The sequence below is a fragment of the Amycolatopsis sp. NPDC006125 genome (genome assembly GCF_040614195.1).
Classification (GTDB): Bacteria; Actinomycetota; Actinomycetes; order Mycobacteriales; family Pseudonocardiaceae; genus Amycolatopsis_E; species Amycolatopsis_E tucumanensis.
In genome coordinates this window covers 50403-71330 of record NZ_JBEXTZ010000027.1, presented here as the reverse complement: position 1 = coordinate 71330, position 20928 = coordinate 50403, and the positions used below count along the sequence as shown (strand labels likewise).

General features: G+C 71.1%; 22 protein-coding genes and 1 tRNA gene. 14 read left to right on the top strand and 9 right to left on the bottom strand.

Annotation, left to right across the window (positions count from 1 at the left end):
* Positions 1 to 2 precede the first annotated feature (2 nt).
* Positions 3 to 152: a LacI family DNA-binding transcriptional regulator gene (locus ABZ193_RS16330; protein ID WP_354710401.1), complete on the bottom strand. Its 150-nt coding sequence runs from the start codon at positions 150 to 152 to the stop codon at positions 3 to 5.
* 24 nt (positions 153 to 176) lie between these two features.
* Entirely contained in the window at positions 177 to 719 is a 543-nt protein-coding gene (locus tag ABZ193_RS16325; protein WP_354710400.1) for a hypothetical protein, read from the bottom strand.
* 323 nt (positions 720 to 1042) lie between these two features.
* On the opposite strand from ABZ193_RS16325, the gene ABZ193_RS16320 reads away from it, so the two are divergent.
* Positions 1043 to 1948, top strand: a complete 906-nt coding sequence (locus ABZ193_RS16320) for an NADP-dependent oxidoreductase (protein ID WP_237339546.1) — start codon at positions 1043 to 1045, stop codon at positions 1946 to 1948.
* Positions 1949 to 1966: 18 nt separating this feature from the next.
* Entirely contained in the window at positions 1967 to 2149 is a 183-nt protein-coding gene (locus ABZ193_RS16315; RefSeq protein ID WP_354710399.1) for a hypothetical protein, read from the top strand.
* Here ABZ193_RS16315 and ABZ193_RS16310 read toward each other — a convergent pair.
* Together ABZ193_RS16310 and ABZ193_RS16305 are read right to left on the bottom strand one after the other, a co-directional pair.
* Entirely contained in the window at positions 2146 to 2547 is a 402-nt protein-coding gene (locus ABZ193_RS16310; protein ID WP_020417766.1) for a VOC family protein, read from the bottom strand. The genes ABZ193_RS16315 and ABZ193_RS16310 overlap by 4 nt on opposite strands.
* Positions 2548 to 2602: 55 nt before the next feature.
* Positions 2603 to 3055, bottom strand: a complete 453-nt coding sequence (locus tag ABZ193_RS16305) for a DUF1801 domain-containing protein (protein WP_354710397.1) — start codon at positions 3053 to 3055, stop codon at positions 2603 to 2605.
* A 106-nt stretch (positions 3056 to 3161) separates the two neighbouring features.
* Here ABZ193_RS16305 and ABZ193_RS16300 point away from each other — a divergent pair, with 106 nt between their 5' ends.
* Complete coding sequence (locus ABZ193_RS16300; RefSeq protein WP_354710396.1) at positions 3162 to 3764, top strand: TetR/AcrR family transcriptional regulator; 603 nt, start codon at positions 3162 to 3164, stop codon at positions 3762 to 3764.
* A gap of 360 nt (positions 3765 to 4124) precedes the next feature.
* Here the strand turns inward: ABZ193_RS16300 and ABZ193_RS16295 are convergent.
* Positions 4125 to 4197 (bottom strand) — tRNA-Arg (locus ABZ193_RS16295).
* Positions 4198 to 4386: 189 nt separating this feature from the next.
* Here ABZ193_RS16295 and ABZ193_RS16290 point away from each other — a divergent pair.
* Positions 4387 to 5304 carry a cation diffusion facilitator family transporter gene (locus ABZ193_RS16290; protein WP_354710395.1) on the top strand — a complete coding sequence of 306 codons (918 nt, stop codon included), beginning with the start codon at positions 4387 to 4389 and terminating at the stop codon, positions 5302 to 5304.
* Between the two features lie 902 nt (positions 5305 to 6206).
* On the opposite strand, the gene ABZ193_RS16285 is transcribed toward ABZ193_RS16290, so the two are convergent.
* Together ABZ193_RS16285 and ABZ193_RS16280 are read right to left on the bottom strand one after the other, a co-directional pair.
* Positions 6207 to 6914: a DUF305 domain-containing protein gene (locus ABZ193_RS16285; RefSeq protein ID WP_354710394.1), complete on the bottom strand. Its 708-nt coding sequence runs from the start codon at positions 6912 to 6914 to the stop codon at positions 6207 to 6209.
* Positions 6915 to 6919: 5 nt separating this feature from the next.
* The gene (locus ABZ193_RS16280) at positions 6920 to 7714 is read right to left on the bottom strand and encodes a DUF3105 domain-containing protein (RefSeq protein ID WP_020417772.1); all 795 of its coding nucleotides are present in this window, start codon (positions 7712 to 7714) and stop codon (positions 6920 to 6922) included.
* Positions 7715 to 7816: 102 nt separating this feature from the next.
* Here ABZ193_RS16280 and argS point away from each other — a divergent pair, with 102 nt between their 5' ends.
* The 6 genes from argS (at position 7817) to rho (ending at position 16506) form a co-directional block, all read left to right on the top strand.
* Positions 7817 to 9472: an arginine--tRNA ligase gene (gene argS, locus ABZ193_RS16275; protein WP_354710393.1), complete on the top strand. Its 1656-nt coding sequence runs from the start codon at positions 7817 to 7819 to the stop codon at positions 9470 to 9472.
* Between the two features lie 6 nt (positions 9473 to 9478).
* Positions 9479 to 10915 (top strand): diaminopimelate decarboxylase, encoded by a 1437-nt coding sequence (lysA, locus tag ABZ193_RS16270; RefSeq protein WP_020417774.1) that lies wholly within the window; start codon positions 9479 to 9481, stop codon positions 10913 to 10915.
* Positions 10916 to 10920: 5 nt separating this feature from the next.
* The gene (locus ABZ193_RS16265) at positions 10921 to 12228 is read left to right on the top strand and encodes a homoserine dehydrogenase (RefSeq protein ID WP_020417775.1); all 1308 of its coding nucleotides are present in this window, start codon (positions 10921 to 10923) and stop codon (positions 12226 to 12228) included.
* A complete protein-coding gene (gene thrC, locus ABZ193_RS16260) occupies positions 12225 to 13289 on the top strand; it encodes a threonine synthase (RefSeq protein WP_123683642.1) in 1065 nt (354 codons plus the stop codon). Before ABZ193_RS16265 ends, thrC begins: the two co-directional genes overlap by 4 nt.
* Positions 13286 to 14167, top strand: a complete 882-nt coding sequence (gene thrB, locus ABZ193_RS16255; protein ID WP_237339551.1) for a homoserine kinase — start codon at positions 13286 to 13288, stop codon at positions 14165 to 14167. The genes thrC and thrB overlap by 4 nt, the downstream gene beginning before the upstream one ends.
* A gap of 392 nt (positions 14168 to 14559) precedes the next feature.
* On the top strand, positions 14560 to 16506 hold the full coding sequence (gene rho / locus ABZ193_RS16250; protein ID WP_354710391.1) for a transcription termination factor Rho: 1947 nt from the start codon (positions 14560 to 14562) through the stop codon (positions 16504 to 16506).
* A 64-nt stretch (positions 16507 to 16570) separates the two neighbouring features.
* Here the strand turns inward: rho and ABZ193_RS16245 are convergent, their stop codons facing one another.
* A complete protein-coding gene (locus ABZ193_RS16245) occupies positions 16571 to 17071 on the bottom strand; it encodes a CHAP domain-containing protein (protein WP_354710390.1) in 501 nt (166 codons plus the stop codon).
* Positions 17072 to 17291: 220 nt separating this feature from the next.
* Here ABZ193_RS16245 and rpmE point away from each other — a divergent pair, with 220 nt between their 5' ends.
* Together rpmE and prfA are read left to right on the top strand one after the other, a co-directional pair.
* Complete coding sequence (rpmE, locus tag ABZ193_RS16240) at positions 17292 to 17522, top strand: 50S ribosomal protein L31 (protein WP_017987296.1); 231 nt, start codon at positions 17292 to 17294, stop codon at positions 17520 to 17522.
* Positions 17523 to 17604: 82 nt separating this feature from the next.
* Positions 17605 to 18675, top strand: a complete 1071-nt coding sequence (gene prfA / locus ABZ193_RS16235) for a peptide chain release factor 1 (RefSeq protein ID WP_027932041.1) — start codon at positions 17605 to 17607, stop codon at positions 18673 to 18675.
* A gap of 3 nt (positions 18676 to 18678) precedes the next feature.
* On the opposite strand, the gene ABZ193_RS16230 is transcribed toward prfA, so the two are convergent.
* Complete coding sequence (locus tag ABZ193_RS16230) at positions 18679 to 19440, bottom strand: alpha/beta hydrolase (protein WP_354710389.1); 762 nt, start codon at positions 19438 to 19440, stop codon at positions 18679 to 18681.
* A gap of 59 nt (positions 19441 to 19499) precedes the next feature.
* Here ABZ193_RS16230 and ABZ193_RS16225 point away from each other — a divergent pair, with 59 nt between their 5' ends.
* On the top strand, positions 19500 to 19847 hold the full coding sequence (locus ABZ193_RS16225; RefSeq protein ID WP_354710388.1) for a MerR family transcriptional regulator: 348 nt from the start codon (positions 19500 to 19502) through the stop codon (positions 19845 to 19847).
* A gap of 22 nt (positions 19848 to 19869) precedes the next feature.
* Complete coding sequence (gene prmC, locus ABZ193_RS16220; RefSeq protein WP_020417783.1) at positions 19870 to 20733, top strand: peptide chain release factor N(5)-glutamine methyltransferase; 864 nt, start codon at positions 19870 to 19872, stop codon at positions 20731 to 20733.
* Positions 20734 to 20928: the final 195 nt, after the last annotated feature.

The window sequence follows — 20928 nt, the reverse complement described above, 5'->3', positions numbered from 1 at the left end:
GTTCAGCCGAGCCGCCGCACCACGGCGACCACGTGCTGCTTCGTCCGCTCCGGCACCCGGCCGGAATCACGCGGCGCGTCCGACGCGGTCGTCTTGGACACCCCGGCGGCCTTCGCCACGGCGATCAGCGAGACGGGCTCATCCTTGCTCACCCGACGACGATATCCGTGCGCTGATCAGGGCTGCGGCGGGTAGGGGCCGGTGTTCAGGTCGATCTCGCTCTGCTCGCGGTCGGACAGCGACGCCTCCCGGTCGTCCCGCGACGCGGACCGGTCTTCCCGCGCGGACCTGCGGTCCCGCGCGGCCTGCTGCCGGGAAGTTCTCGCCGTGCCGTGGTCGTTCGCCGTCCGGTTCAGGTGTTCCCGGAGGGCGTAGCGGTCCTCGGCCGCGGCGGCACGGTCTTCGGCCGCCGCCTCCCGGTCCGACTCGGCTTCCGCCATGAACGCGGCCACCGCGTCCGGATCGTGCGTCGCCAATTCCTTCTCCCGGCGGGCCGCCTCGGCTTCGCGCTGCAGTGCCGCGCCCTCCCGGTTTTCGGCGTCCAGGAGGGCCTTCGAAATCGTGTGCCGTTCGTGCCGGTCCCGGGTCTCGCCCACTTCCGCCAGCCCGTCCCGCTCGACGGCCGCCCTGTCCCGGCGGTCGGCCGCCCGGTCGCGGGCGTCGGCCAGGTCGTCGCGCTCGTCGGCCGCGCGGTTCCGGTCCTCGGCTCCCTCCGTCATCTCCCCATGTTCACACGTCAGCGCGCCGGGCGCTGCCACTCCTCGCAAGACTCGTGACTCTTTTTTCAGCCGTTTCGCTTTGTCGCGGTGACGGGCGGCTGTCGCTCGCTCACCGGCTGCCTGGTCGCAGGTCGCGTTGGCGTGCAGCCGCGCGGCGGTGGCCGTGATGGTGATCTCGGTGCTGGTGCAGCACGCCCGGGCGGCGCCGGTCAAGACGGGGTCGTCCGGCCGTTCGGTGGCCATGTACGGGTGTGCCCGCGCACGAACCGGCGAAACTCGTCTGCGGTGGAATATCCCGTCGCGGGCCCGCCGTTGCGCCGGACATGAAGGCAATCGCACTGCAGGAGTACGGTTCGGCGGACGACCTCCGGCTGGCCGAGCTCCCGGATCCCAAGGTCGGTCCGGGGGAGGTGCTGGTCAGGGTCAAGGCCGCCGGTGTCAACCCGGTCGACTGGAAGCTCGCGGCGGGCGGGCTGGACGGCCTGATGGAGGTCCGGTTCCCCCTCGTGCCCGGCTGGGACGTGGCCGGGGTCGTCGAGAAGGTGGGATTCGACTCCGGGGAGTTTTCCGTCGGCGACGAGGTTTTCGGCTACGTCCGCAAGGACTGGGTGCAGCAGGGCGCCTACGCCGAGCTGGTGACCGCGAACGTGCGGATGCTCGCGAAGAAGCCGCGTTCGCTGGACTTCGCGCAGGCGGCCGGTGTGCCGCTGGCGGGGCAGACGGCGTACCGCTCGCTGAAGCGCGTCGGGCTGCGGGCCGGTGAGACGGTGCTGATCCACGCCGCGGCCGGTGGCGTCGGGTCGTTCGGCACGCAGATCGCGGTCGCGCTCGGCGCGCGGGTGATCGGCACGGCGAGCGAGCGCAACCACGACTACCTGCGTGAGCTGGGCGCGGAGCCGGTCACCTACGGCGAGGGCCTGGCGGACCGGCTTCGTGAACTGGGCCCGATCGACGCCGCGGTGGACTTCGTGGGCGGCGACGCGGTGGAGGTGTCACGGGAGTTCGTGAGCCCGGACCGGATCGCGTCGATCGCCAACCCGGAGGTCGGCGCGCACGGCTACGTGTGGGTCCGCCCGGACGGCGCCGAACTGGCCGAGCTGGCGAGCCTGGCGGACGAGGGCAAGCTGACGGTGCACGTCGAGCGGACGTTCCCGCTCGCCGAGGCCGCCGACGCGTGGCGCCTGAGCCAGCAGGGCCGCACGCGCGGGAAGATCGTGCTGACGGTCTAGCCGTAGGGATCATCGACGTTGTCGATCGAGGCGAAGACCTCCGTGTCCGGTGGTGCCACCTGCGCCGACTTTTTCCGCCGCGCCGCCGCCCACGGCATTCCCGCCATCCTCGAACGACCGCACGACAGCACTGCCCGCACCGCCCTCAACGGCCAACCACCCATCACCGGCGTCATCAACCTCGCGGGGCACTACGGCTAGCCGACGAAGATGCAGAACGGGTGCCCGGCCGGATCGGCGTAGACGTACAACGGTTCGTCGGGGTCGTCGCTGCGGTCGCGGAGCAGCCGGGCGCCGAGGTGAAGGGCCCGCTCGTGCTGGGCTTCCAGTTCGGCCTTGGTGGGCACGGTGAGGTCGAGGTGCAGCTGCTGCGGCACGGGGCCGTCCGGCCACGTCGCCGCCGGCAGGGTGTCGACCTGCTGGAAGGCCAGCTGGGGGCGCCCGTCCGGGGTGCGGAGCACGAGCCAGTCGGCGTCGCCGTCCTCGTCGCCCGGCCGGTACACGAGCCCGAGCAGCTCGCGGTAGAACTCCGCGAGCCGCCGGGCGTCGGTGCAGTCGAGGACGACCTGGCAGAACGTCGGCAGGGTCATGCCGATCATCCTGCCGCAGCCCGTCCGCCGCGGCAGGACAACGTGATCCGGCCCGGCTCGCCGGTCAGCTCACCGCGCGCTCGACCAGCGCCGCGATCTTCTCCTCCACCTCGGAAGTGACACCGGTCAGGGCGAAACCGGTCGGCCACATCGGACCGTCGTCGAGCGAAGCCTGGTCGCTGAACCCGAGCGTGGCATAACGCGCCTTGAACTTCTCCGCGCTCTGGAAGAAGCACACGACCTTGCCGTCCAGAGCGTAGGCGGGCATGCCGTACCACAGCTTTGGTTCGAGGGCCGGCGCGGCGGCCCGGACCACGGCGTGGACGCGCTCGGCCATCGCTCTGTCCGACGGCGCCATCGCGGCGATCTTCGCGAGCACGTCCTGCTCGGCCTGCGCCGCCTTGTCCGCCCGGGAGCCGCGACGGGCCGCGGCCTTCAGCTCCTTCGCGTGGTCCCGCATCGCGGCCCGTTCTTCGGCGGTGAAGCCCTCGTGCTTCGTGCCCGCACTGCTGCCCATGGTGACCTCCTTCAGGTTATCGGCACGCACCGTGCCGTTGCGCCTCATGATGCAGCGAGCCTGTCTGGCTGTCAACGGCACGCAGCGTGCCGATAGGATGCGGGACATGACCGACCAGCCTCGGCGCCGCGGCGCCGCCCGGACGGACGAACTGCTGCAGGTGACGCTCGACCTGGCCACGGAGGTCGGGTACGCGGGCCTCAACATCGAGGCGGTCGCGCGCCGGGCCGGCGTCGGGAAGCACACGATCTACCGGCGCTGGCCGTCGATGGCCGCGCTGCTGCTGGACGCGCTCAGTCGCGTGTGGACGACCGACCTGGACTACCACGACACCGGCGACGTCCGGGCCGACCTGCGTGAGCAGTTCCTGCGGTCCGCGCCCGCGCTCTCCCAGCCGCCGATCGGCCCGGTCTACCGCGCGGTGATCGCCGAAGCCCAGTCTGACGCCGCGTTGCGGGAGACCCTGCACTCGCGGTTCCTGGCGACCGTCGAGCAGAGCACCTTCGACCGGATCGCCCGAGCCCAGCGTGCCGGCGAACTGGTCCCCGACGCGGATCTGCGCTTCCCGGCCGAGGTTCTCTGCGGCACCCTCTACTACCGCTGGTTGCTGTCCACGAAGCCGATCGACGAGGAGGCCGTGAACAGCCTGGTCGACATGTTCATGGCCGCCTACGGCGCGGGTTCACGCGTCGGAAGCGGACCCGCGTGATCTGGTCGTACGCCTGATGGGACTTGTCGGCACGGTGCCGAGCGCTCGGCGACGAGCGCATCCGTATCGACGCTCTTGCTTGAACGCTTCGGCTACGGTCCCGACGGGCACCTGGTCGTCGGCGAGCGCGGACCACTCGCGCGGCGGCCCTGCGACTTCCGCCACGCTGCGGTGAGCACCTGGCTGGGGCGGGGGTTTTGCGGCCACGGTGGCGCAGTGGGCGGGGCAGTCGGTCTCCGTGCAGCGTGCCCACAGATTGCGCACAGATCCCCGATCTTGATCGGGGTCCGCCGGTGAACATGAATCGGCCCCTACCGCGTTTTCGCTGGTAGGGGCCGGTTTTGTGTGTAGGAACCTGGGTGCCCTCGGCAGGATTCGAACCTGCGACACCTGCCTCCGGAGGGCAGTGCTCTATCCCCTGAGCTACGAGGGCCCATCGCTGGGCGACGTGACACACCCTAGCGCACCCGTGTTTCCACCTTGTGAGCGGCTACCCCTTCGGAGGGGGCGGCGCGGTCGCCGCTCGGTTAGGCTGCGCGAAGAAGGCAAGCCTTACCTGCCATTGCATACATGCGCATATCACTATATATTCCGGGTGCGGGACAGAGGAGGACACCAGCGCATGGGACACGGCCACGGACACGGGCACCAGCCGCCCGGTAGCGCGTCCGCCCGCTATCTGCCACGGCTCGCCGCGGCGCTCGGGATCGGCCTCGCCTTCCTGTTGCTCGAAGTCGTCGTCGGGGTGGTCACCGGGTCGCTCGCGTTGATCTCCGACGCCGGGCACATGCTCACCGACGTCCTCGGGCTGGCGATGGCCCTCACGGCGATCGTCCTGGCGCGGCGGTCCGGGCCGACCTACCGGTGCACCTTCGGGCTCTACCGGGCCGAAGTGCTCGCCGCGCTGGCCAACGCCGTCCTGCTCTTCGGGGTGGCAGGCTACGTGATCTTCGAGGCCGTCGAGCGGCTCGCGAACCCGCCCGAGGTGCCCGGCCTGCCCGTGCTGCTCGTGGCGGTCGCCGGGCTCGCCGCGAACCTCGTTGCCTTCGCCCTGCTCCGCGACGGCTCCAAGGAGAGCCTCAACCTGCGCGGCGCGTACCTGGAGGTCCTCGCCGACCTGATCGGGTCGGTCGGCGTCCTCGTCAGCGGCGTGATCACCCTGACCACCGGCTGGCGCTACGCGGACGCCCTGATCGGTGTCGCGATCGGACTGTTCGTGCTGCCTCGCACGTTCACCCTCGCCCGGCGGGCGCTGCGCATCCTGTTCCAGCACGCACCCGCCGAGGTGGACGTCGAACGCATCAGCGCGGACCTCGCCGAGCTCGCCGGCGTGTGCGACGTGCACGACCTGCACGTGTGGACGCTCACCTCGGGCATGGAGGTCGCCTCCGCGCACCTCACCCTGGAACGCACCGCGCAGCCGGCCGAGGTGCTCGCCGCCGCGCAGACGCTCCTCAAGGAGCAGTACTCGATCGAGCACGCCACGCTGCAGTGCGAACCACGCGAATCGGCGGCGCGCTGCCAGGAACTCAGCTGGTGACCACGGCTGGGCTTGCTCCGCTCTGCAATCCCCTCAACCCGCCGTAGCAGCCGCCGGGTCTCCGTCTATCCACCAAGCCGGAGGCCGCCCGGGCAGGGGAGGGGCCGCAGCCCCGAAAGCCGCGACTTTCCACTCCTCGCCGATCCTGTGCATCAGCAGATCCATCGAAACCGGCAGCACGGATGGGGTGTGCACCAAGTACCCGTCCGAGTGCGTGCCGAGCGGTGCCATGCGGACGAGTTCACAGCCCGGCCCCACACAACGTCGTCGGCTCGATACTCCCAGCGCTGTGATGCTGCCTCTCCCCAAGCTCGCATGCGCTATGGCCCTCCTTCTTCGACGGCGAGAAATCGCAGTTTCTTCATGCCGGTTCGATTCGCTGACAAGCCACGCTTCGGCATACCGTCCGTTGACGATGTGGTTTCGCCACTCGATCGCCCGTGCAACCGGCCCATCGATGTCAGCGACCCGCTGGAGGTCTTCCGGGGGCAAGTTGCTGAGGTTCTCCGGGGTCAGATCTTCGACCAGACGGCGGGTTACCTGCTCGACCTTCCTGGCCAGGAACCCTTCGCTCGACGAAGAAGAGAACAGCGAACACGATGAGGGCCGAGCCGAACTGCAACTCAGTTGATGACCAGATCGGATTCGAAGCCGGCCATAGCGGACTGGTGAGAATGGACAGGACGGTAAGGATCAGGCCCACCACGCCCACTAGCCACAACCACCCCGGTCGAACCACTTCTTGAGGTTCTGACGGTGCATCCGGCAGCAGCGGGACGGGCTCCAGGCCGGACAATTCAGGAGTCATAGGGCGCGCTTCCTAACAGTCGCACCCAGCCAATTCACCGACAATTCACGCACCGTCGGTTTCCGGCCGCGGAGAGCGTCGACGAAACAGGGCGTCAGGGGAAGGGCAGCGGCTGCGCGCCCCGCGCGGTGAGCATGTTCCGCATCACCGTCATCTCCGCCCCCTGCGAGGTCAGGATGCTCTGCGTCAGCGCCTTCACCGCAGACACCGACGTGTGATCGTGCGCGTACTGCGCCATCTCCGTCCCGCCCTGGTGGTGCCTCAGCATCAGCTGCAGGAAGTACACGTCCAGCTCGGTGCCGGACAGCGAGCGCAGCTTCGCCAGCTCGTCGTTGGTCGCCATGCCCGGCATCGGCGCGCCCGCGGCCGCCGCGGCCGACGACGACGGCGCCATCGCCATGTGGTCGTGCCCCGCGTCGGCCGTCATCCACGTCATGTACTCGCCCGTGGCCTGCTCGGGCTGGCCCCACAGCATGAGCCAGCCCTTCATCCGGCCGACCTGCTCGCGCTGCGTGGACTCGATGTCGAACGCCAGCTGCTTCAGCTGCGGGTCGCTCGTGTGGTCGCGTTCCCAGCTGGCCATGGTCACGGCCTGCAGGTGGTGCACCGACATGTCCTGCGCGAACCCGACCTCGACCGAACCCTCCGCGGGCGTGGCGGAGGTCCCCGGGCCCTTCGCCAGAGACGTCAGGAACATCCCGAGCACCGCGCCGACCAGCAGCACCACGACCACCGTCGCGCCGATGATGACCGGCCGGGGGCCCGGCCGGTCCGCCACCGGGGCGCCTTCTTCGTCCGCCATCAGGATCAGGACGTCGGCATCGTGCTGGTGTCCTGCTGCGTGCCCGCGGAACCCTGGTAGTCCATCGGCTTCGCGTCCGGGCCCGGCGGCGTCGGGTCGAACGGCGGCGGGTTGTCCGGGTCGAAGGCGCCCGCGCCGAGGGCGTCGCACGAGGCACCGACCTCCGGGTAGGTGTTCTGGTTGGTCCGCAGCGCGGTGATGAACTGGTCGATCCGCTCGTCGGTGGCCGAGTCGAGCTTCAGCTGGTGGCCCCACGACTGCAGCGAGATCGGCTTGTCCAGCCCGGGGTAGGGCGACATCATCGTGTACGGCTTGCCCTCGACCTTGGACTTGAGCGTGTTCAGCGCGTCACCGGTCACCTGGTCGGGGTTGTAGGCGATCCACACGGCCCCGTGCTCGAGCGAGTGCACCATGTTCTCCGTGCGCACCGCGACCGGGTAGACGACGCCGTTGCACGCCGCCCAGTAGCCGTCGTGCGGGCCGCCGTAGGGCGGCGAGTGGTCGTAGGCCACCCGCTCGGTCGGCAGGATGTGCACGCTGGCCTGGTACTGGCCGGTGACGATGCCGGGGATGCTCAGCGACGGGTCCGGGTTGTCCGCGGTGGGCGCCCAGCTCGCCAGCGCGCGCTTGGGCGCCGACTGGACCAGGTAGTAGGTGACCACCACGGCGGCGAGCGCGACCACCGCGACCACCGAGATGATCGTGCCCCAGGGCACACCCTTCTTGGACACCACCGAGCCGCGGGCCGCCTTCACGCTGCCCTTCTTCGGTGCGCCCTTCTTCTTAGTGCCGCTGGCCATGGCTCCCGCGTCTCCCGTCAAGTGGATATACCCGGGTAGAGTTTAGGGACCCCGTGTTCGGTCCCTGTCAACGGCCGAGGTCGCGGCCCTTACACTCGGCTGGTGACTCCCGAGGCCCTAGCTGACCTGGTCCGTACGTCCGCCGCGCAGGTGCTCACCGCCCGTGGCGCCGACCCCGCCGTGCTGCCCGCCACGGTGACCGTCGAGCGCCCGCGCAACCCGGAACACGGAGACTACGCCACCAACATCGCGCTGCAGGTGGCGAAGAAGGCCGGCCTGGCCCCGCGCGACTTCGCCCAGGAGCTGGCCGACGCGCTCGCCGCCACCGACGGCATCGACTCGGCCGAGATCGCCGGCCCCGGGTTCGTGAACCTCCGGCTGGCCGCCGACGCCCAGGGCGAGCAGATCCGCCAGGTCCTCACCCTCGGCGACGCCTACGGCCGCGGCACCGCGCTGGCCGGCCGCAAGATCAACCTCGAGTTCGTGTCGGCGAACCCGACCGGCCCGATCCACCTCGGCGGCACCCGCTGGGCCGCGGTGGGCGACGCGCTGGGCCGCGTCCTGCAGGCGCAGGGCGCCGACGTCACGCGCGAGTACTACTTCAACGACGCAGGCGCGCAGATCGACCGGTTCGTCCGGTCCCTGATCGCCGCCGCGAAGGGCGACCCCACGCCGGAGGACGGCTACGCGGGCGCCTACATCAGCGACATCGCCGCCGAGGTCCTGCGCCAGGAGCCCAGCGCGCTGTCGCTGCCGGAGGACGAGCGCAACGAGACGTTCCGCCGCATCGGCGTCGACCTGATGTTCGGCGAGATCAAGAAGAGCCTGCACGAGTTCGGCACCGACTTCGACGTCTACTTCCACGAGGACTCCCTGCACCAGTCCGGCGCCGTGGAGAAGGCCGTCGAGAGCCTCAAGGAGAACGGCAGCCTCTACCACGCCGACGGCGCCTGGTGGCTGCGCTCCACCGAGTTCGGCGACGACAAGGACCGCGTGGTCATCAAGAGCGACGGCGCGCCCGCCTACATCGCCGGTGACATCGCCTACCTGCAGGACAAGATCGGCCGCGGCTTCGACCTGTGCATCTACATGCTCGGCGCCGACCACCACGGCTACATCGCCCGGCTCAAGGCCGCCGCGGCGGCGATGGGCCACGACCCGTCCGTGGTCGAGGTGCTCATCGGCCAGCTGGTGAACCTGGTCAGCGAGGGCAAGCCGGTACGGATGAGCAAGCGCGCCGGCACGGTGATCACGCTGGAGGACCTCGTCGAGGCCGTCGGGGTGGACGCGGCGCGCTACGAGCTGAACCGGTACTCGGTGGACTCCAGCATCGACATCGACCTCGACCTGCTGCGCAAGCACAGCGACGAGAACCCGGTCTACTACGTGCAGTACGCGCACGCCCGGCTCGCCTCGCTGCAGCGCAACGCCGCCGACCTCGGACTGAAGTTCGACAACGACGCCGACTTCGGGCTGCTCACCCTCGACCGCGAGGGTGACCTCATCCGCACGATCGGGGAGTTCCCGACGATCGTGCAGCGCGCCGCCGAACTGCGTGAACCGCACCGCGTGGCGCGTTACCTGGAAAGCCTCGCCGGCGCGTTCCACAAGTTCTACGCCGTCGCGCAGGTCCTGCCCAAGGGCGACGAGGAAGCCACTCCGCTCACCTTCGCCCGCCTCGCCCTGTGCGAGGCGGCGCGCCAGGTGTTCGCGAACGGCCTCGCCCTGCTCGGTGTCTCAGCTCCGGAACGGATGTAATCCCCCATGGCTCACCCCGCCGGCCCGCGGCACGCGGAGGTCTACCCGCACGCCGACACCTCCGGTTTCCCCCCGTCCAGTTCCGAAGAGCTCGACCGGCTCTACCCGAAGGTCTGGCCCCGCAACTCCTACCGCGCCCCGGACGGCGTGGTGCGGATCGCGGGCGTCGACGTGCGGCAGCTGGCCGAGACCTACGGCACGCCGTTGTTCGTCGTCGACGAGGCCGACTTCAAGTCGCGCTGCGCCGAGTACGCCGAGGCGTTCGACGACCCGTCGCTGGTGCACTACGCGGCCAAGGCGTTCCTGTGCACCGAGGTGGCCCGCTGGGTCGCCGCGCAGGGCCTGAGCCTGGACGTCGCCAGCGGCGGCGAGCTCGCGGTCGCGCTGCGCGCCGGCTTCCCGCCGGAGCGGATCACCTTCCACGGCAACAACAAGTCGGTCGCCGAGCTGGAGACCGCGGTCGGCGCCGGGGTCGGCACGGTCGTGCTGGACTCCTACTACGAGATCGCGCGGCTGGCCGACGTGGCGGCGCGGCTCGACGTCGAGCAGAAGGTGCTGATCCGCGTCACGGTCGGCGTCGAGGCGCACACGCACGAGTTCATCGCGACCGCCCACGAGGACCAGAAGTTCGGTTTCTCCCTGGCCGCGGGCGACGCCGCGGAGGCGGTGCGCCGGGTGCTCAACGCGCCGTCGCTGCGCCTGGTCGGCCTGCACAGCCACATCGGGTCGCAGATCTTCGACGCCGACGGCTTCGAGGTCGCCGCGCGCCGGGTCATCGGGCTGATGGCCGAGCTGGTCAAGGAGCACGGCGAGCAGCTGCTGGAGCAGCTGTCGCTGGTGGACCTCGGCGGCGGTTTCGGCATCGCCTACACCGACAAGGACAACCCGCCGCCGCCTGCCCAGATGATCACGCAGATCCGCGAGATCGTGCGCAAGGAGTGCGAGTTCGCCGGGCTGCCGGTGCCGCGCATCGCGGGCGAGCCCGGCCGCGCCATCGCCGGCCCGGGCACCGTCACGCTGTACGAGGTGGGCACCATCAAGGACGTGTCGCTGGGGGACAACGAGTCCCGGCGCTACGTCAGCGTGGACGGCGGGATGAGCGACAACATCCGCACGCCGCTCTACGACGCGGTGTACGACGTCCGCCTGGTGTCGCGCGCGAGCGACGACGGGACGAGCGAGCAGGTCGGCGCGGCGCTGAGCCGCGTGGTGGGCAAGCACTGCGAGTCCGGCGACATCGTCGTGCGGGACTGCTGGCTGCCGGACACCCTCGCCCCCGGCGACCTGCTCGCCGTCGCGGCGACCGGCGCGTACTGCTACTCCATGGCCAGCAACTACAACCGGCAGCCGCGCCCCGCGGTCGTCGCGGTCCGCAACGGCAGCGCCCGGCTGCTCCTGCGCCGCGAGACGATCGACGACATGCTGCAGCTGGAGGTGTCGTGACTGCAATGTCCACTGTAGACGGCAAGACGGTGCGCGTCGCGCTGCTGGGCTGCGGCACGGTCGGCGCCGAGGTCGCGCGGCTGCTCACAGAGCAGGCTGACGAGCTCGCCGCCCGCGCCGGCGCCCCGGTCGAGCTGGCCGGCATCGCGGTGCGCCGCCCGGACAAGCACCCCGAGCTGCCGCAGCACCTGCTGACCAACGACGCCGCCGCGCTCGTGGAGTCCGATGTGGACGTCGTGGTCGAGCTGATCGGCGGCGTCGACCCGGTGCGCGAGTGGCTGCTCACCGCGCTGCGCAAGGGGAAGTCGGTCGTCACGGCGAACAAGGCGCTGCTGGCCGAGTACTCCGCGGAGCTGTTCGAGGCGGCCGATTCCAGCGGAGCCGACCTCTACTTCGAGGCGGCGGTGGCCGGTGCGATCCCGCTGCTGCGCCCGCTGCGCGAGTCGCTGGCCGGCGACCGCATCACCAAGGTGATGGGCATCGTCAACGGCACCACCAACTTCATCCTGTCCGCGATGGACTCCACGGGCGCCGGCTACGCCGAGACCCTGGACGAGGCCAGCCGCCTCGGCTACGCGGAGGCGGACCCGACGGCGGACGTGGACGGCTACGACGCCGCGTCCAAGGCGGCCATCCTCGCCTCGCTGGCGTTCCACACCCGCGTCACCGCGTCCGACGTGCACCGCGAGGGCATCTCGAACGTGTCAGCTTCGGACATCGCGGCGGCGAAGGCGCTGGGCCGCACGGTGAAGCTGCTCTCGATCTGCGAGCGCGTCGAGGGCGAGGACGGCACGGAGTCGGTCTCCGCCCGCGTGCACCCGGTGATGCTCCCGCGCACCCACCCGCTGGCGAACGTCGGTGGCGCGTTCAACGCCGTGTTCGTCGAGGCGGACGCGGCGGGCAGCCTGATGTTCTACGGTCAGGGCGCCGGTGGCGCGCCGACGGCCAGCGCGGTGCTCGGCGACCTGGTCGCGGTGGCCCGCAACCGGGTGGTCGGCGGCCGCGGCCCGCGCGAGTCGGCGCACGCCCAGCTGCCGGTGCGGCCGATGGGCCAGACCCCGACCCGCTACCACGTCAGCCTCGACGTGGCCGACAAGCCGGGTGTGCTCGCGCAGGTCGCGCAGGTGTTCGCGGCCCACGAGGTGAGCATCGCCGCGGTCCGGCAGCGTGACCGGCACGACACGGCCAGCCTCGTCATCGTGACGCACCTCGCACCGGACGCGGCGCTCGAGGCCACCGTCGAGGCCATCGGGAAAATGGACGTCGTCAACGAGGTCGTGAGCGTGATGCGGGTGGAAGGCGAGGATTCATGACTGCGAAGGCCGGCTGGCCCGGGATCATCGAGGCGTACGCCGACCGGGTACCGGTTCCGGCCGGGGCGGAGGTCATCACCCTCGGCGAGGGCAACACGCCGCTGATGCCAGCCCCGCACCTGTCCGAGCTGACCGGCTCGACCGTCTACCTCAAGGTCGAGGGCGCCAACCCGACCGGGTCGTTCAAGGACCGCGGCATGACCGTGGCGATCACCCACGCGAAGGCCAGCGGCCTGCAGGCGGTCATCTGCGCCTCGACCGGCAACACGTCGGCCTCGGCCGCGGCCTACGCCGCGCGCGCCGGACTGACCTGCGCGGTGCTCATCCCGCAGGGCAAGATCGCGATGGGCAAGCTCGCGCAGGCGATCCTGCACGGCGCGCGGATCCTGCAGATCGACGGCAACTTCGACGACTGCCTCGAACTCGCCCGCAAGACCGCGATCGACCACCCGGTCACGCTGGTCAACTCGGTCAACCCGGTGCGCCTGATCGGCCAGAAGACCGCGGCGTGGGAGATCTGCGACGTCCTCGGCCAGGCGCCGGACATCCACTGCCTGCCGGTCGGCAACGCGGGCAACATCACTGCCTACTGGGCCGGGTACTCCGAGTACGCCGCGGACGGTGTGGTGAAGAACACCCCGCGCATGTTCGGGTTCCAGGCGGCCGGCGCGGCCCCGCTGGTCAAGGGTGAGCCGGTCGCCGAGCCGGAGACGATCGCGACCGCGATCCGCGTCGGCAGCCCGGCCTCCTGGGAGGGCGCGGTAAAGGCGAAGAACGCCTCCGGCGGCCTGTTCGAGGCGGTCACCGACGAGAAGATCCTCGCCGCGTACCGCCTGCTGGCCAGCAAGGAGGGCGTGTTCGTGGAGCCGGCGTCGGCGACCAGCGTCGCGGGCCTGCTCGCCACCGCAGCCGACGGGCGCCTGCCCAAGGGCTCGACGGTCGTGTGCACCGTCACCGGACACGGCCTCAAGGACCCGGGCACCGCGCTGGAGGGCAACGTCGAGGTCGAGCCGCTGGCGGTGGACCCGCGGGCCGTGGCCGCCGCGCTGGAGCTGACGTGACCGCTCTGAAGGTGACTGTCCCGGCGTCGAGCGCGAATCTCGGCCCGGGCTTCGACGCGCTCGGGCTGGCGCTCGCGCTGCACGACGTCGTCGAGGTGCAGGTCACCGACGCCGGTCTCAAGGTCGAGGTGTTCGACGCGGGAGCCGGCGGGGTCGAGGACGTGCCCACCGACGAGACGCACCTGGTGGTGCGGGCGCTGCGGCGCGCGTGCGAGCACCTCGGCGTCACGCCGCCGGGGCTGCACCTGCGGTGCTTCAACAAGATCCCGCACGCGCGGGGGCTCGGTTCGTCGGCCGCGGCGGTGGTCTCCGGGATCGCCGCCGGGTACGCCCTCGCGGAGCGGCCGCTGGACGGCGACGCGGTCCAGCTGGCCGCCGAGTTCGAGGGGCACGCGGACAACGCCGCGGCGAGCCTGCTGGGCGGGTTCGTCCTGGCGTGGTGTGAGAAGGGCCGCTTTCACGCGGAACGGCTGACGCCGCACCCGTCGATCCGCCCGGTGGTGGCGGTGCCCTCGGTGAAGTCGTCCACCGAGGCGACGCGCGGGCTGCTGCCGGAGAAGGTGCCGCACTCCGACGCCGCGTTCTCGGCGGGCCGCGCGGCGCTCGCCGTGCACGCGCTGACCAGCGATCCGTCGCTGCTGCTGCCCGCGACCGAAGACCGCCTGCACCAGGACTACCGCGCCCCCGCCTACCCGGCGACCGGGCGCCTGGTGCACGACCTGCGTGCCGCCGGGGTCGCGGCGACGGTGTCCGGCGCGGGTCCGACCGTGCTGGCACTCACGGTCGACGGAATAATTCCGGCGCCGGTGGACGTTGCAGGATTCGAAGTCATCGAGCTGCCGGTCGACCAGACCGGGGTTCAGGTCACGAGCCGGTAGATTCCGTGCGGAGATTCGCGGCACGCCGGGGGGTGGTTGTTGCACCTCGTGCCCGGTCGGTCTACCCTCGGGGGCGTTCGATCACCGCGCGCAATCCGCACCCGGTGTCGGTCCCGGGGGTTTCGTCCCGGATCGCATTCTCTCGTTGAGTCGATAATTCCGCATAGCTGGTGCAGGGATTGACCTAGGCGGGTTTCCGGTAGCCACGGTGACACGAATTCGGCGCGTTCCACCTGGAGCACGCGAGAACCCCGTGTGGCGGCTCCGCCGCTGTGACCTGCGTGTCCCGGCCGGGGAAGCCACACCGGGCAGGAGCAGACCGCCTCGCGATCGGACGCGGGCGGTAGTCCGCTGATCCACCTGGAGGCGTGGATCGGTCAGGAAGGACATGTGTGAGCAACACCGATCTTTTGAGCGGCGACGTGGCGACCGCCGCGACGAACGCTGAGCCAGGGGAGAGCAACGGCACGGCCGCGCCGAAGCGCCGCAGCGGTGGCCTGTCCGGCATGGTGATCGCCGACCTGCGGGAACTCGCCACCCAGCTGGGCATCGGCGACACCAAGGGGATGCGCAAGGGCGATCTGATCGCCGCGATCCGCGAGCGCCAGGGCAAGGCCCCGCGCAAGCGCGCCGCCGACGAGACCCTGCCCCTCGACGGCATCGCCGCGAAGGTGGAGGCTCCGGCGCCCGCCAAGACCGCCGAGAAGGCGCCCCGGCAGGCCGCGGCCCCGGCCGACAACCCCGCCCCGGTGGTGGAGAAGGCCGAGAAGCCGGCCCAGGCCGAGAAGCCCGTGAACGGCGCCGACGCGCCCCAGCAGGGTGAGGACGCCCCCCGCCGCGAGGGCGGCGCCCGCCGTCGCCGCGGCGCGAACCGCGCCGCGGGCAGCCCGGACAACCGCGGTGGCGGTGACCAGCGCGGTGGGGACCAGCGCGACCAGCGCGGCGGCGACCAGCGCGAGCAGCGCGGTGGCGACCAGGCCCAGCAGGGCGGTGGCGACCAGCGCAAGCAGAACAACCGCGACTCCGGCTCCGGTGGCGGCCAGTCCAAGCAGAACGCGGGCGGCGGCCAGAACTCCGGTGGCGGCCAGAACAACGCGGACGACGACGAGGGCGGCCGTCGCGGCCGCCGGTTCCGGGACCGCCGCCGTCGCGGTGGCAACCGCGGCGAGGGCGGCACGGACACCGAGATCCGCGAGGACGACGTCCTGCTGCCGGTCGCCGGCATCCTCGACGTCCTGGACAACTACGCGTTCGTGCGCACCTCGGGCTACCTGCCGGGGCCGAACGACGTGTATGTGTCGCTGTCGCTGGTCCGCAAGCACGGCCTGCGCCGCGGTGACGCGATCACCGGTGTCGTCAAGCAGCCGCGCGAGGGCGAGCAGCAGCGCCAGAAGTTCAACCCGCTGGTGCGCGTCGACAGCGTCAACGGCCTGGACCCGGACGAGGCCAAGCGCCGCCCCGAGTTCACCAAGCTGACGCCGCTCTACCCGAACGAGCGGTTGCGCCTGGAGACCGAGCCGCACAAGCTGACCACCCGCGTGATCGACCTGGTCATGCCGGTCGGCAAGGGGCAGCGTGCCCTGATCGTGTCGCCGCCGAAGGCGGGCAAGACCACGATCATGCAGGACATCGCGAACGCGATCACCACGAACAACCCCGAGTGCCACCTGATGGTCGTCCTCGTCGACGAGCGTCCGGAGGAGGTCACCGACATGCAGCGGTCGGTGAAGGGTGAGGTCATCGCCTCGACCTTCGACCGCCCGCCGTCAGACCACACCTCGGTCGCCGAGCTGTCCATCGAGCGGGCCAAGCGCCTCGTGGAGATGGGCATGGACGTGGTGGTCCTGCTCGACTCGATCACCCGCCTCGGCCGCGCCTACAACCTGGCGGCCCCGGCGTCCGGCCGGATCCTCTCCGGTGGTGTCGACTCGACCGCGCTGTTCCCGCCGAAGCGCTTCCTCGGCGCGGCGCGCAACATCGAGAACGGCGGCTCGCTGACGATCTTCGCCACGGCGATGGTCGAGACCGGGTCGACCGGTGACACGGTGATCTTCGAGGAGTTCAAGGGCACCGGCAACGCCGAGCTCAAGCTCGACCGCAAGATCGCCGAGCGGCGCGTCTTCCCGGCGGTGGACGTCAACCCGTCCGGCACCCGCAAGGAGGAGCTGCTGCTCTCGCCGGACGAGCTGGCGGTCACGCACAAGCTGCACCGGGTCCTGCACGCGCTGGACTCGCAGCAGGCCATCGACCTGCTGCTGTCCCGCCTGCGCAAGACGAAGACCAACATCGAGTTCCTGATGCAGGTCAGCAAGACGGCGCTGGCGTCCGACGACGACTGAGAGTCGTAGCAAGCGAAAAACGGCCACCCTCCCCCAGGAAGGGTGGCCGTTTTCGTTGCGGTTCCTACTGGTGGGGGACGGCCGCCGGGGTCCAGCCGCGGTAGTTGCTGTAGTAGCTGTAGCCGCCCTGGGCCTTGGTGACGTGCCCGATCTTGCCGCCGACGCTGGTCGCGTAGAACCCGCCGGCGCCGTCGGAGATGCCGACGTGGCCGTAGTTGCTGATGTTCCAGTACACGAACGCGCCCAGTGGCGGGTTCCGGTCACCGGCGTGCTTGGGGCTGGCGCCGAACCAGTGCGCGTTGGCCGAGGCCCACACCCCGGTGGTGCCGTAGGCGTTCTCCACGGCCTTCTCGCACAGGCCCTGGTAGGCGGTGCTGCCGATGCGGGCCTTGAACCACGCGACGGCGCCCGCCGGCGTGCCGTCCCCGGCGGCGAGGATGGAGACGTCGCTGTTCGGGGCGACGGTGGCGAGAGTGGCGGCCTGGCTCGTGGCCGGCACGAGGGCGAGTGCCGTGGCGGCGAGCGCGGCGACGGCGGCGGACTTGGCGGTGCGCGAAAGTGACATCGGCTCCTCCTCACCCGGCGGGTCCGGGTCTCGGCCACGAGCCTCGCGTGCGCCCGTACAAAACCCGTACACGTCCCGTACCCGGAATATGCGTCGCCCGGGGGGCGTTGACCTGCATGTCAGCGCGTCTGGCAGAATCAATCCGCTAACGTCCGGCTCCGGTTCACCCCACGTGTCGCAGAACGCCGCGGGGACCCGGCGGCCACCGAGAGAGGACTCCATGAAGAGCGGTATCCACCCCGAGTACGTGCCCACCACCGTCACCTGTGGTTGCGGCAACACCTTCACGACCCGCAGCACCAAGACCTCCGGCGCCATCACGGTCGAAATCTGCTCGAACTGCCACCCCTTCTACACCGGCAAGCAGAAGATCATGGACACCGGTGGCCGGGTCGCGCGCTTCGAGGCGCGCTACGGCAAGCGGGCCGGCAAGAAGGCCGACGCCAAGTAGCTCCACCGCCGGCGCCCACTCCCGACCATCGGGGGTGGGCGCCGCTTTTGTGTCCTGAGGCCATCAAGAGGAAGGTTCGGTCGTGGATTCGTCTTCCCTGCACGGGCTGCTCGCCGAGTACGCCGATCTGGAAAAGCAGCTGGCGGACCCGGCCGTGCACGCCGACCAGGGCCGGGCGCGCAAGCTCGGCCGCCGCTACGCCGAGCTGAGCCCGATCGTCAAGGTCATCAACGAGCTGGACCAGGCGCGGGACGACCTGGGCACCGCGCGTGAGCTGGCCGACGAGGACGCGGGCTTCGCGGCCGAGGCCGAGGAGATCGCGGCGCGCATCCCGCAGCTGGAGTCCCGGCTGACGGAGCTGCTGCTGCCGCGCGACCCGTACGACGGCTCGGACGTCCTGATGGAGATCAAGTCCGGCGAGGGCGGCGAGGAGTCGGCCCTGTTCGCCGGCGACCTGCTGCGCATGTACCTGCGCTACGCCGAGCGGCACGGCTGGAAGGCCGAGGTGCTCGACGCGGTGCACTCCGACCTCGGCGGCTACAAGGACGTCACGGTCGCGGTGAAGAGCAAGGGCACCGACGCGGACGGCGTGTGGGCGCGGCTGAAGTTCGAGGGCGGCGTGCACCGCGTGCAGCGCGTGCCTGCGACCGAGTCGCAGGGCCGCATCCACACCTCCGCCGCGGGCGTCCTGATCTACCCGGAGCCGGAGGAGGTCGAGGTCGAGATCGACCCGAACGACCTGCGGATCGACGTGTTCCGGTCGTCCGGCCCCGGCGGGCAGAGCGTCAACACCACCGACTCGGCCGTGCGCGTGACGCACCTGCCCACCGGGATCGTGGTGTCCTGCCAGAACGAGAAGTCGCAGATCCAGAACCGGGCCCGCGCCATCCAGGTGCTGCAGGCGCGGCTGCAGGCGATGGCGGAGGAAGAGGCCGCCGCCAAGGCCGCCGACGCGCGGAAGTCGCAGGTCCGGACGGTCGACCGCTCCGAGCGGGTGCGCACCTACAACTTCCCGGAGAACCGCATCTCGGACCACCGGGTGAACTACAAGGCGTACAACCTGGACCAGGTCCTGGACGGCGACCTGGACGCCGTGCTCGACGCCCTGGCCGCCGCCGACCGCGAGGAGCGCCTGGCCACCGCGGGCCAGTGACGCCTACCGGTCCAGGAAGTCCCTGATCCGGGCGAGCCACTCGTCGCGGGCCTCGGCCTGCATCGAGTGGCCGCTCGCGATCTCCACGAACTCCGCGCCCGGGATCCCGTCGGCCAGCTCGCGCTGCACGCCGATCGGCACCAGCACGTCCTGCCGCGTGCCGATGACCAGCGCCGGCACGGTGATCCGGCCCAGCTCCGCGCGGGTGTCCACCGAGGCCACCAGGTCCACGTGCTCCGGCGCGCCCTCGGGAACGGCCAGACCGGCCAGCGCGCCCTCGAGTTCCTGCGGCGACAGCGCGTTCAGGTACCCGAAGCCAACGCCCGCGAAAGTCAGGTACTTCGCCAGCAGCTCCTTGTTCCCGAGGTCCAGCAGCTCCCGCCACACGTCGACGGCGAGCCGCATCTGGTTCGTCGGGTGGGCGAATCCGGCGGTCAGCACGAGGCCGGTCACCCGCTCCGGGTGCCGCGTGGCCGCGCGCACCGCGACCGCCGTTCCGAGCGAGTAGCCGAGGATCGTGAAGCGCTCCACCCCGGCGGACACGGCGGTCGCCACCAGGGAGTCGGCCAGCCCGTCCAGGGTCAGCGGCTCGTCGCTGCGTGGTGTCGCCCCGCTGCCGGGGTAGTCCGGGCCGACCACGGTGTGCGTGCGGGCGAGGTCGTCCAGGATCGGGCCGAAGTTCGCCTCGATGCCGCCGCCACCGCCGTGGGCGAGCAGCAGGCCGGGGCCGGATCCGCGGACGACGTGCGAGAAATGTTCGGTCATGCGGCGACGTTAGGAACTGACACCGGTGTGAAGGTCAACTTTCGAGTGAGCGAGGTCGCATGCGGATCGGGGAGCTGTCCGCCCGGACCGGGGTCAGCCAGCGGTTGCTGCGGTACTACGAGGAGCAGGGGCTCCTGGTGCCGCGCCGGGACGCCAACGGTTACCGGGTCTACGACGACGACGCCGTGGTCACGGTCCGGCAGATCCGCGCGCTGCTGGCGGCCGGGCTGTCGACGTGCGTGATCGCGAAACTGCTGCCGTGCGCGCGAGGGGAGAAGCCGGACCTGGAGCTGTGCCCGGAGGTGGTGCGCACGCTGCGTGAGCAGCTCGACGCACTGGACGAGCGCATCGACGGTCTCCGCCAGACGCGCGGGACGCTCGCGGCATACGTCCCCGCGAGCGGATGACCGCTGTGGAAAAGTTGGGCGCGTGAAGCGGCAACCGTTGCGACTGGCGATCCTCGAGGCGATGCGCATCCTGGAGGAGGCGGGGGTGGCGTCTCCGCGCGCCGACGCCGAACTCATCGCCGCGCACGTGCTCGGCGTCGACCGCGGTCGCCTGCCGCTCGTGCCCCTCGTCGACCCGCCCGTGGTCGAGGCGATCGGCAAGCTGGTGGCGCAGCGCGCCAAGCGGGTGCCGCTGCAGCACCTGACCGGGTGGGCCGGGTTCGCCGGCATCACGCTGGACGTCGGGCCCGGTGTCTTCATCCCGCGGCCAGAGACGGAACTGCTGGTCGAGTGGGGGTTGCGGCTCATCCACGGCCGCGAGTACCCGGTGGTGGTCGACCTGTGCACCGGTTCGGGCGCGCTGGCGCTGGCGATCGCGCACGAGCGGCCGGACGCGGTGGTCTACGCCGTGGACATCGACCCGAACGCGCTCGCGTGGGCGCGGCACAACGCGGACAAGCAGGCCGCGGCGGGGGACACGCCGATCCGCCTGTACTCCGGCGACGTCGGGGACAGCACGATCTTCGCCGAGCTGGACGGACTGGTGGACCTGGTGGTGTGCAACCCGCCGTACGTCCCGCCGGGCGGCGATCTGCCGCCTGAGGTGGTCGACTTCGACCCGCCGCAGGCGGTCTTCGCCCCCGACGGCGGCCTCGCGGTGGTCCGGCAGGCCGTGGCGACCGCCTGCCGGCTCCTCAAGCGCGGCGGCGGAGTGGCCATCGAACACGACGACACGCACGGTTCGGCCGCTCCGGCGCTGGTCGCGTCCCGCAAGGTGCTGACGGACGTCCAGGACCACCGCGACCTCGCCGGACGCCCCCGTTTCGTCACCGCCCTCCGCGGCTGACCCCCGCTGCCACCGCTCACCACCCCACCCGCACCGCCACCCCAGCCACGCTCGCCTGCAGCGGCGAACACGCCACCCGGAGGGGCCAACACGTGCGTGACGGCGTGTTGCCCGCTGTGGCGGTGAAGTCGGCCGGTCGCGGGGGCGTGCCGCGCGGGCGGTGCGGTGAGCGCCACCCGCAACCAAGCCGTTACC

Coding starts and splice junctions, on each gene's coding strand:
- ABZ193_RS16325 (WP_354710400.1), bottom strand. CDS start 719: ATGACGGAGGGAGCCGAGGACCGGAACCGCGCGGCCGACGAGCGCGAC.
- ABZ193_RS16320 (WP_237339546.1), top strand. CDS start 1,043: ATGAAGGCAATCGCACTGCAGGAGTACGGTTCGGCGGACGACCTCCGG.
- ABZ193_RS16310 (WP_020417766.1), bottom strand. CDS start 2,547: ATGATCGGCATGACCCTGCCGACGTTCTGCCAGGTCGTCCTCGACTGC.
- ABZ193_RS16305 (WP_354710397.1), bottom strand. CDS start 3,055: ATGGGCAGCAGTGCGGGCACGAAGCACGAGGGCTTCACCGCCGAAGAA.
- ABZ193_RS16300 (WP_354710396.1), top strand. CDS start 3,162: ATGACCGACCAGCCTCGGCGCCGCGGCGCCGCCCGGACGGACGAACTG.
- ABZ193_RS16290 (WP_354710395.1), top strand. CDS start 4,387: ATGGGACACGGCCACGGACACGGGCACCAGCCGCCCGGTAGCGCGTCC.
- ABZ193_RS16285 (WP_354710394.1), bottom strand. CDS start 6,914: ATGGCGGACGAAGAAGGCGCCCCGGTGGCGGACCGGCCGGGCCCCCGG.
- ABZ193_RS16280 (WP_020417772.1), bottom strand. CDS start 7,714: ATGGCCAGCGGCACTAAGAAGAAGGGCGCACCGAAGAAGGGCAGCGTG.
- lysA (WP_020417774.1), top strand. CDS start 9,479: ATGGCTCACCCCGCCGGCCCGCGGCACGCGGAGGTCTACCCGCACGCC.
- ABZ193_RS16265 (WP_020417775.1), top strand. CDS start 10,921: ATGTCCACTGTAGACGGCAAGACGGTGCGCGTCGCGCTGCTGGGCTGC.
- thrC (WP_123683642.1), top strand. CDS start 12,225: ATGACTGCGAAGGCCGGCTGGCCCGGGATCATCGAGGCGTACGCCGAC.
- ABZ193_RS16245 (WP_354710390.1), bottom strand. CDS start 17,071: ATGTCACTTTCGCGCACCGCCAAGTCCGCCGCCGTCGCCGCGCTCGCC.
- rpmE (WP_017987296.1), top strand. CDS start 17,292: ATGAAGAGCGGTATCCACCCCGAGTACGTGCCCACCACCGTCACCTGT.
- ABZ193_RS16230 (WP_354710389.1), bottom strand. CDS start 19,440: ATGACCGAACATTTCTCGCACGTCGTCCGCGGATCCGGCCCCGGCCTG.
- ABZ193_RS16225 (WP_354710388.1), top strand. CDS start 19,500: ATGCGGATCGGGGAGCTGTCCGCCCGGACCGGGGTCAGCCAGCGGTTG.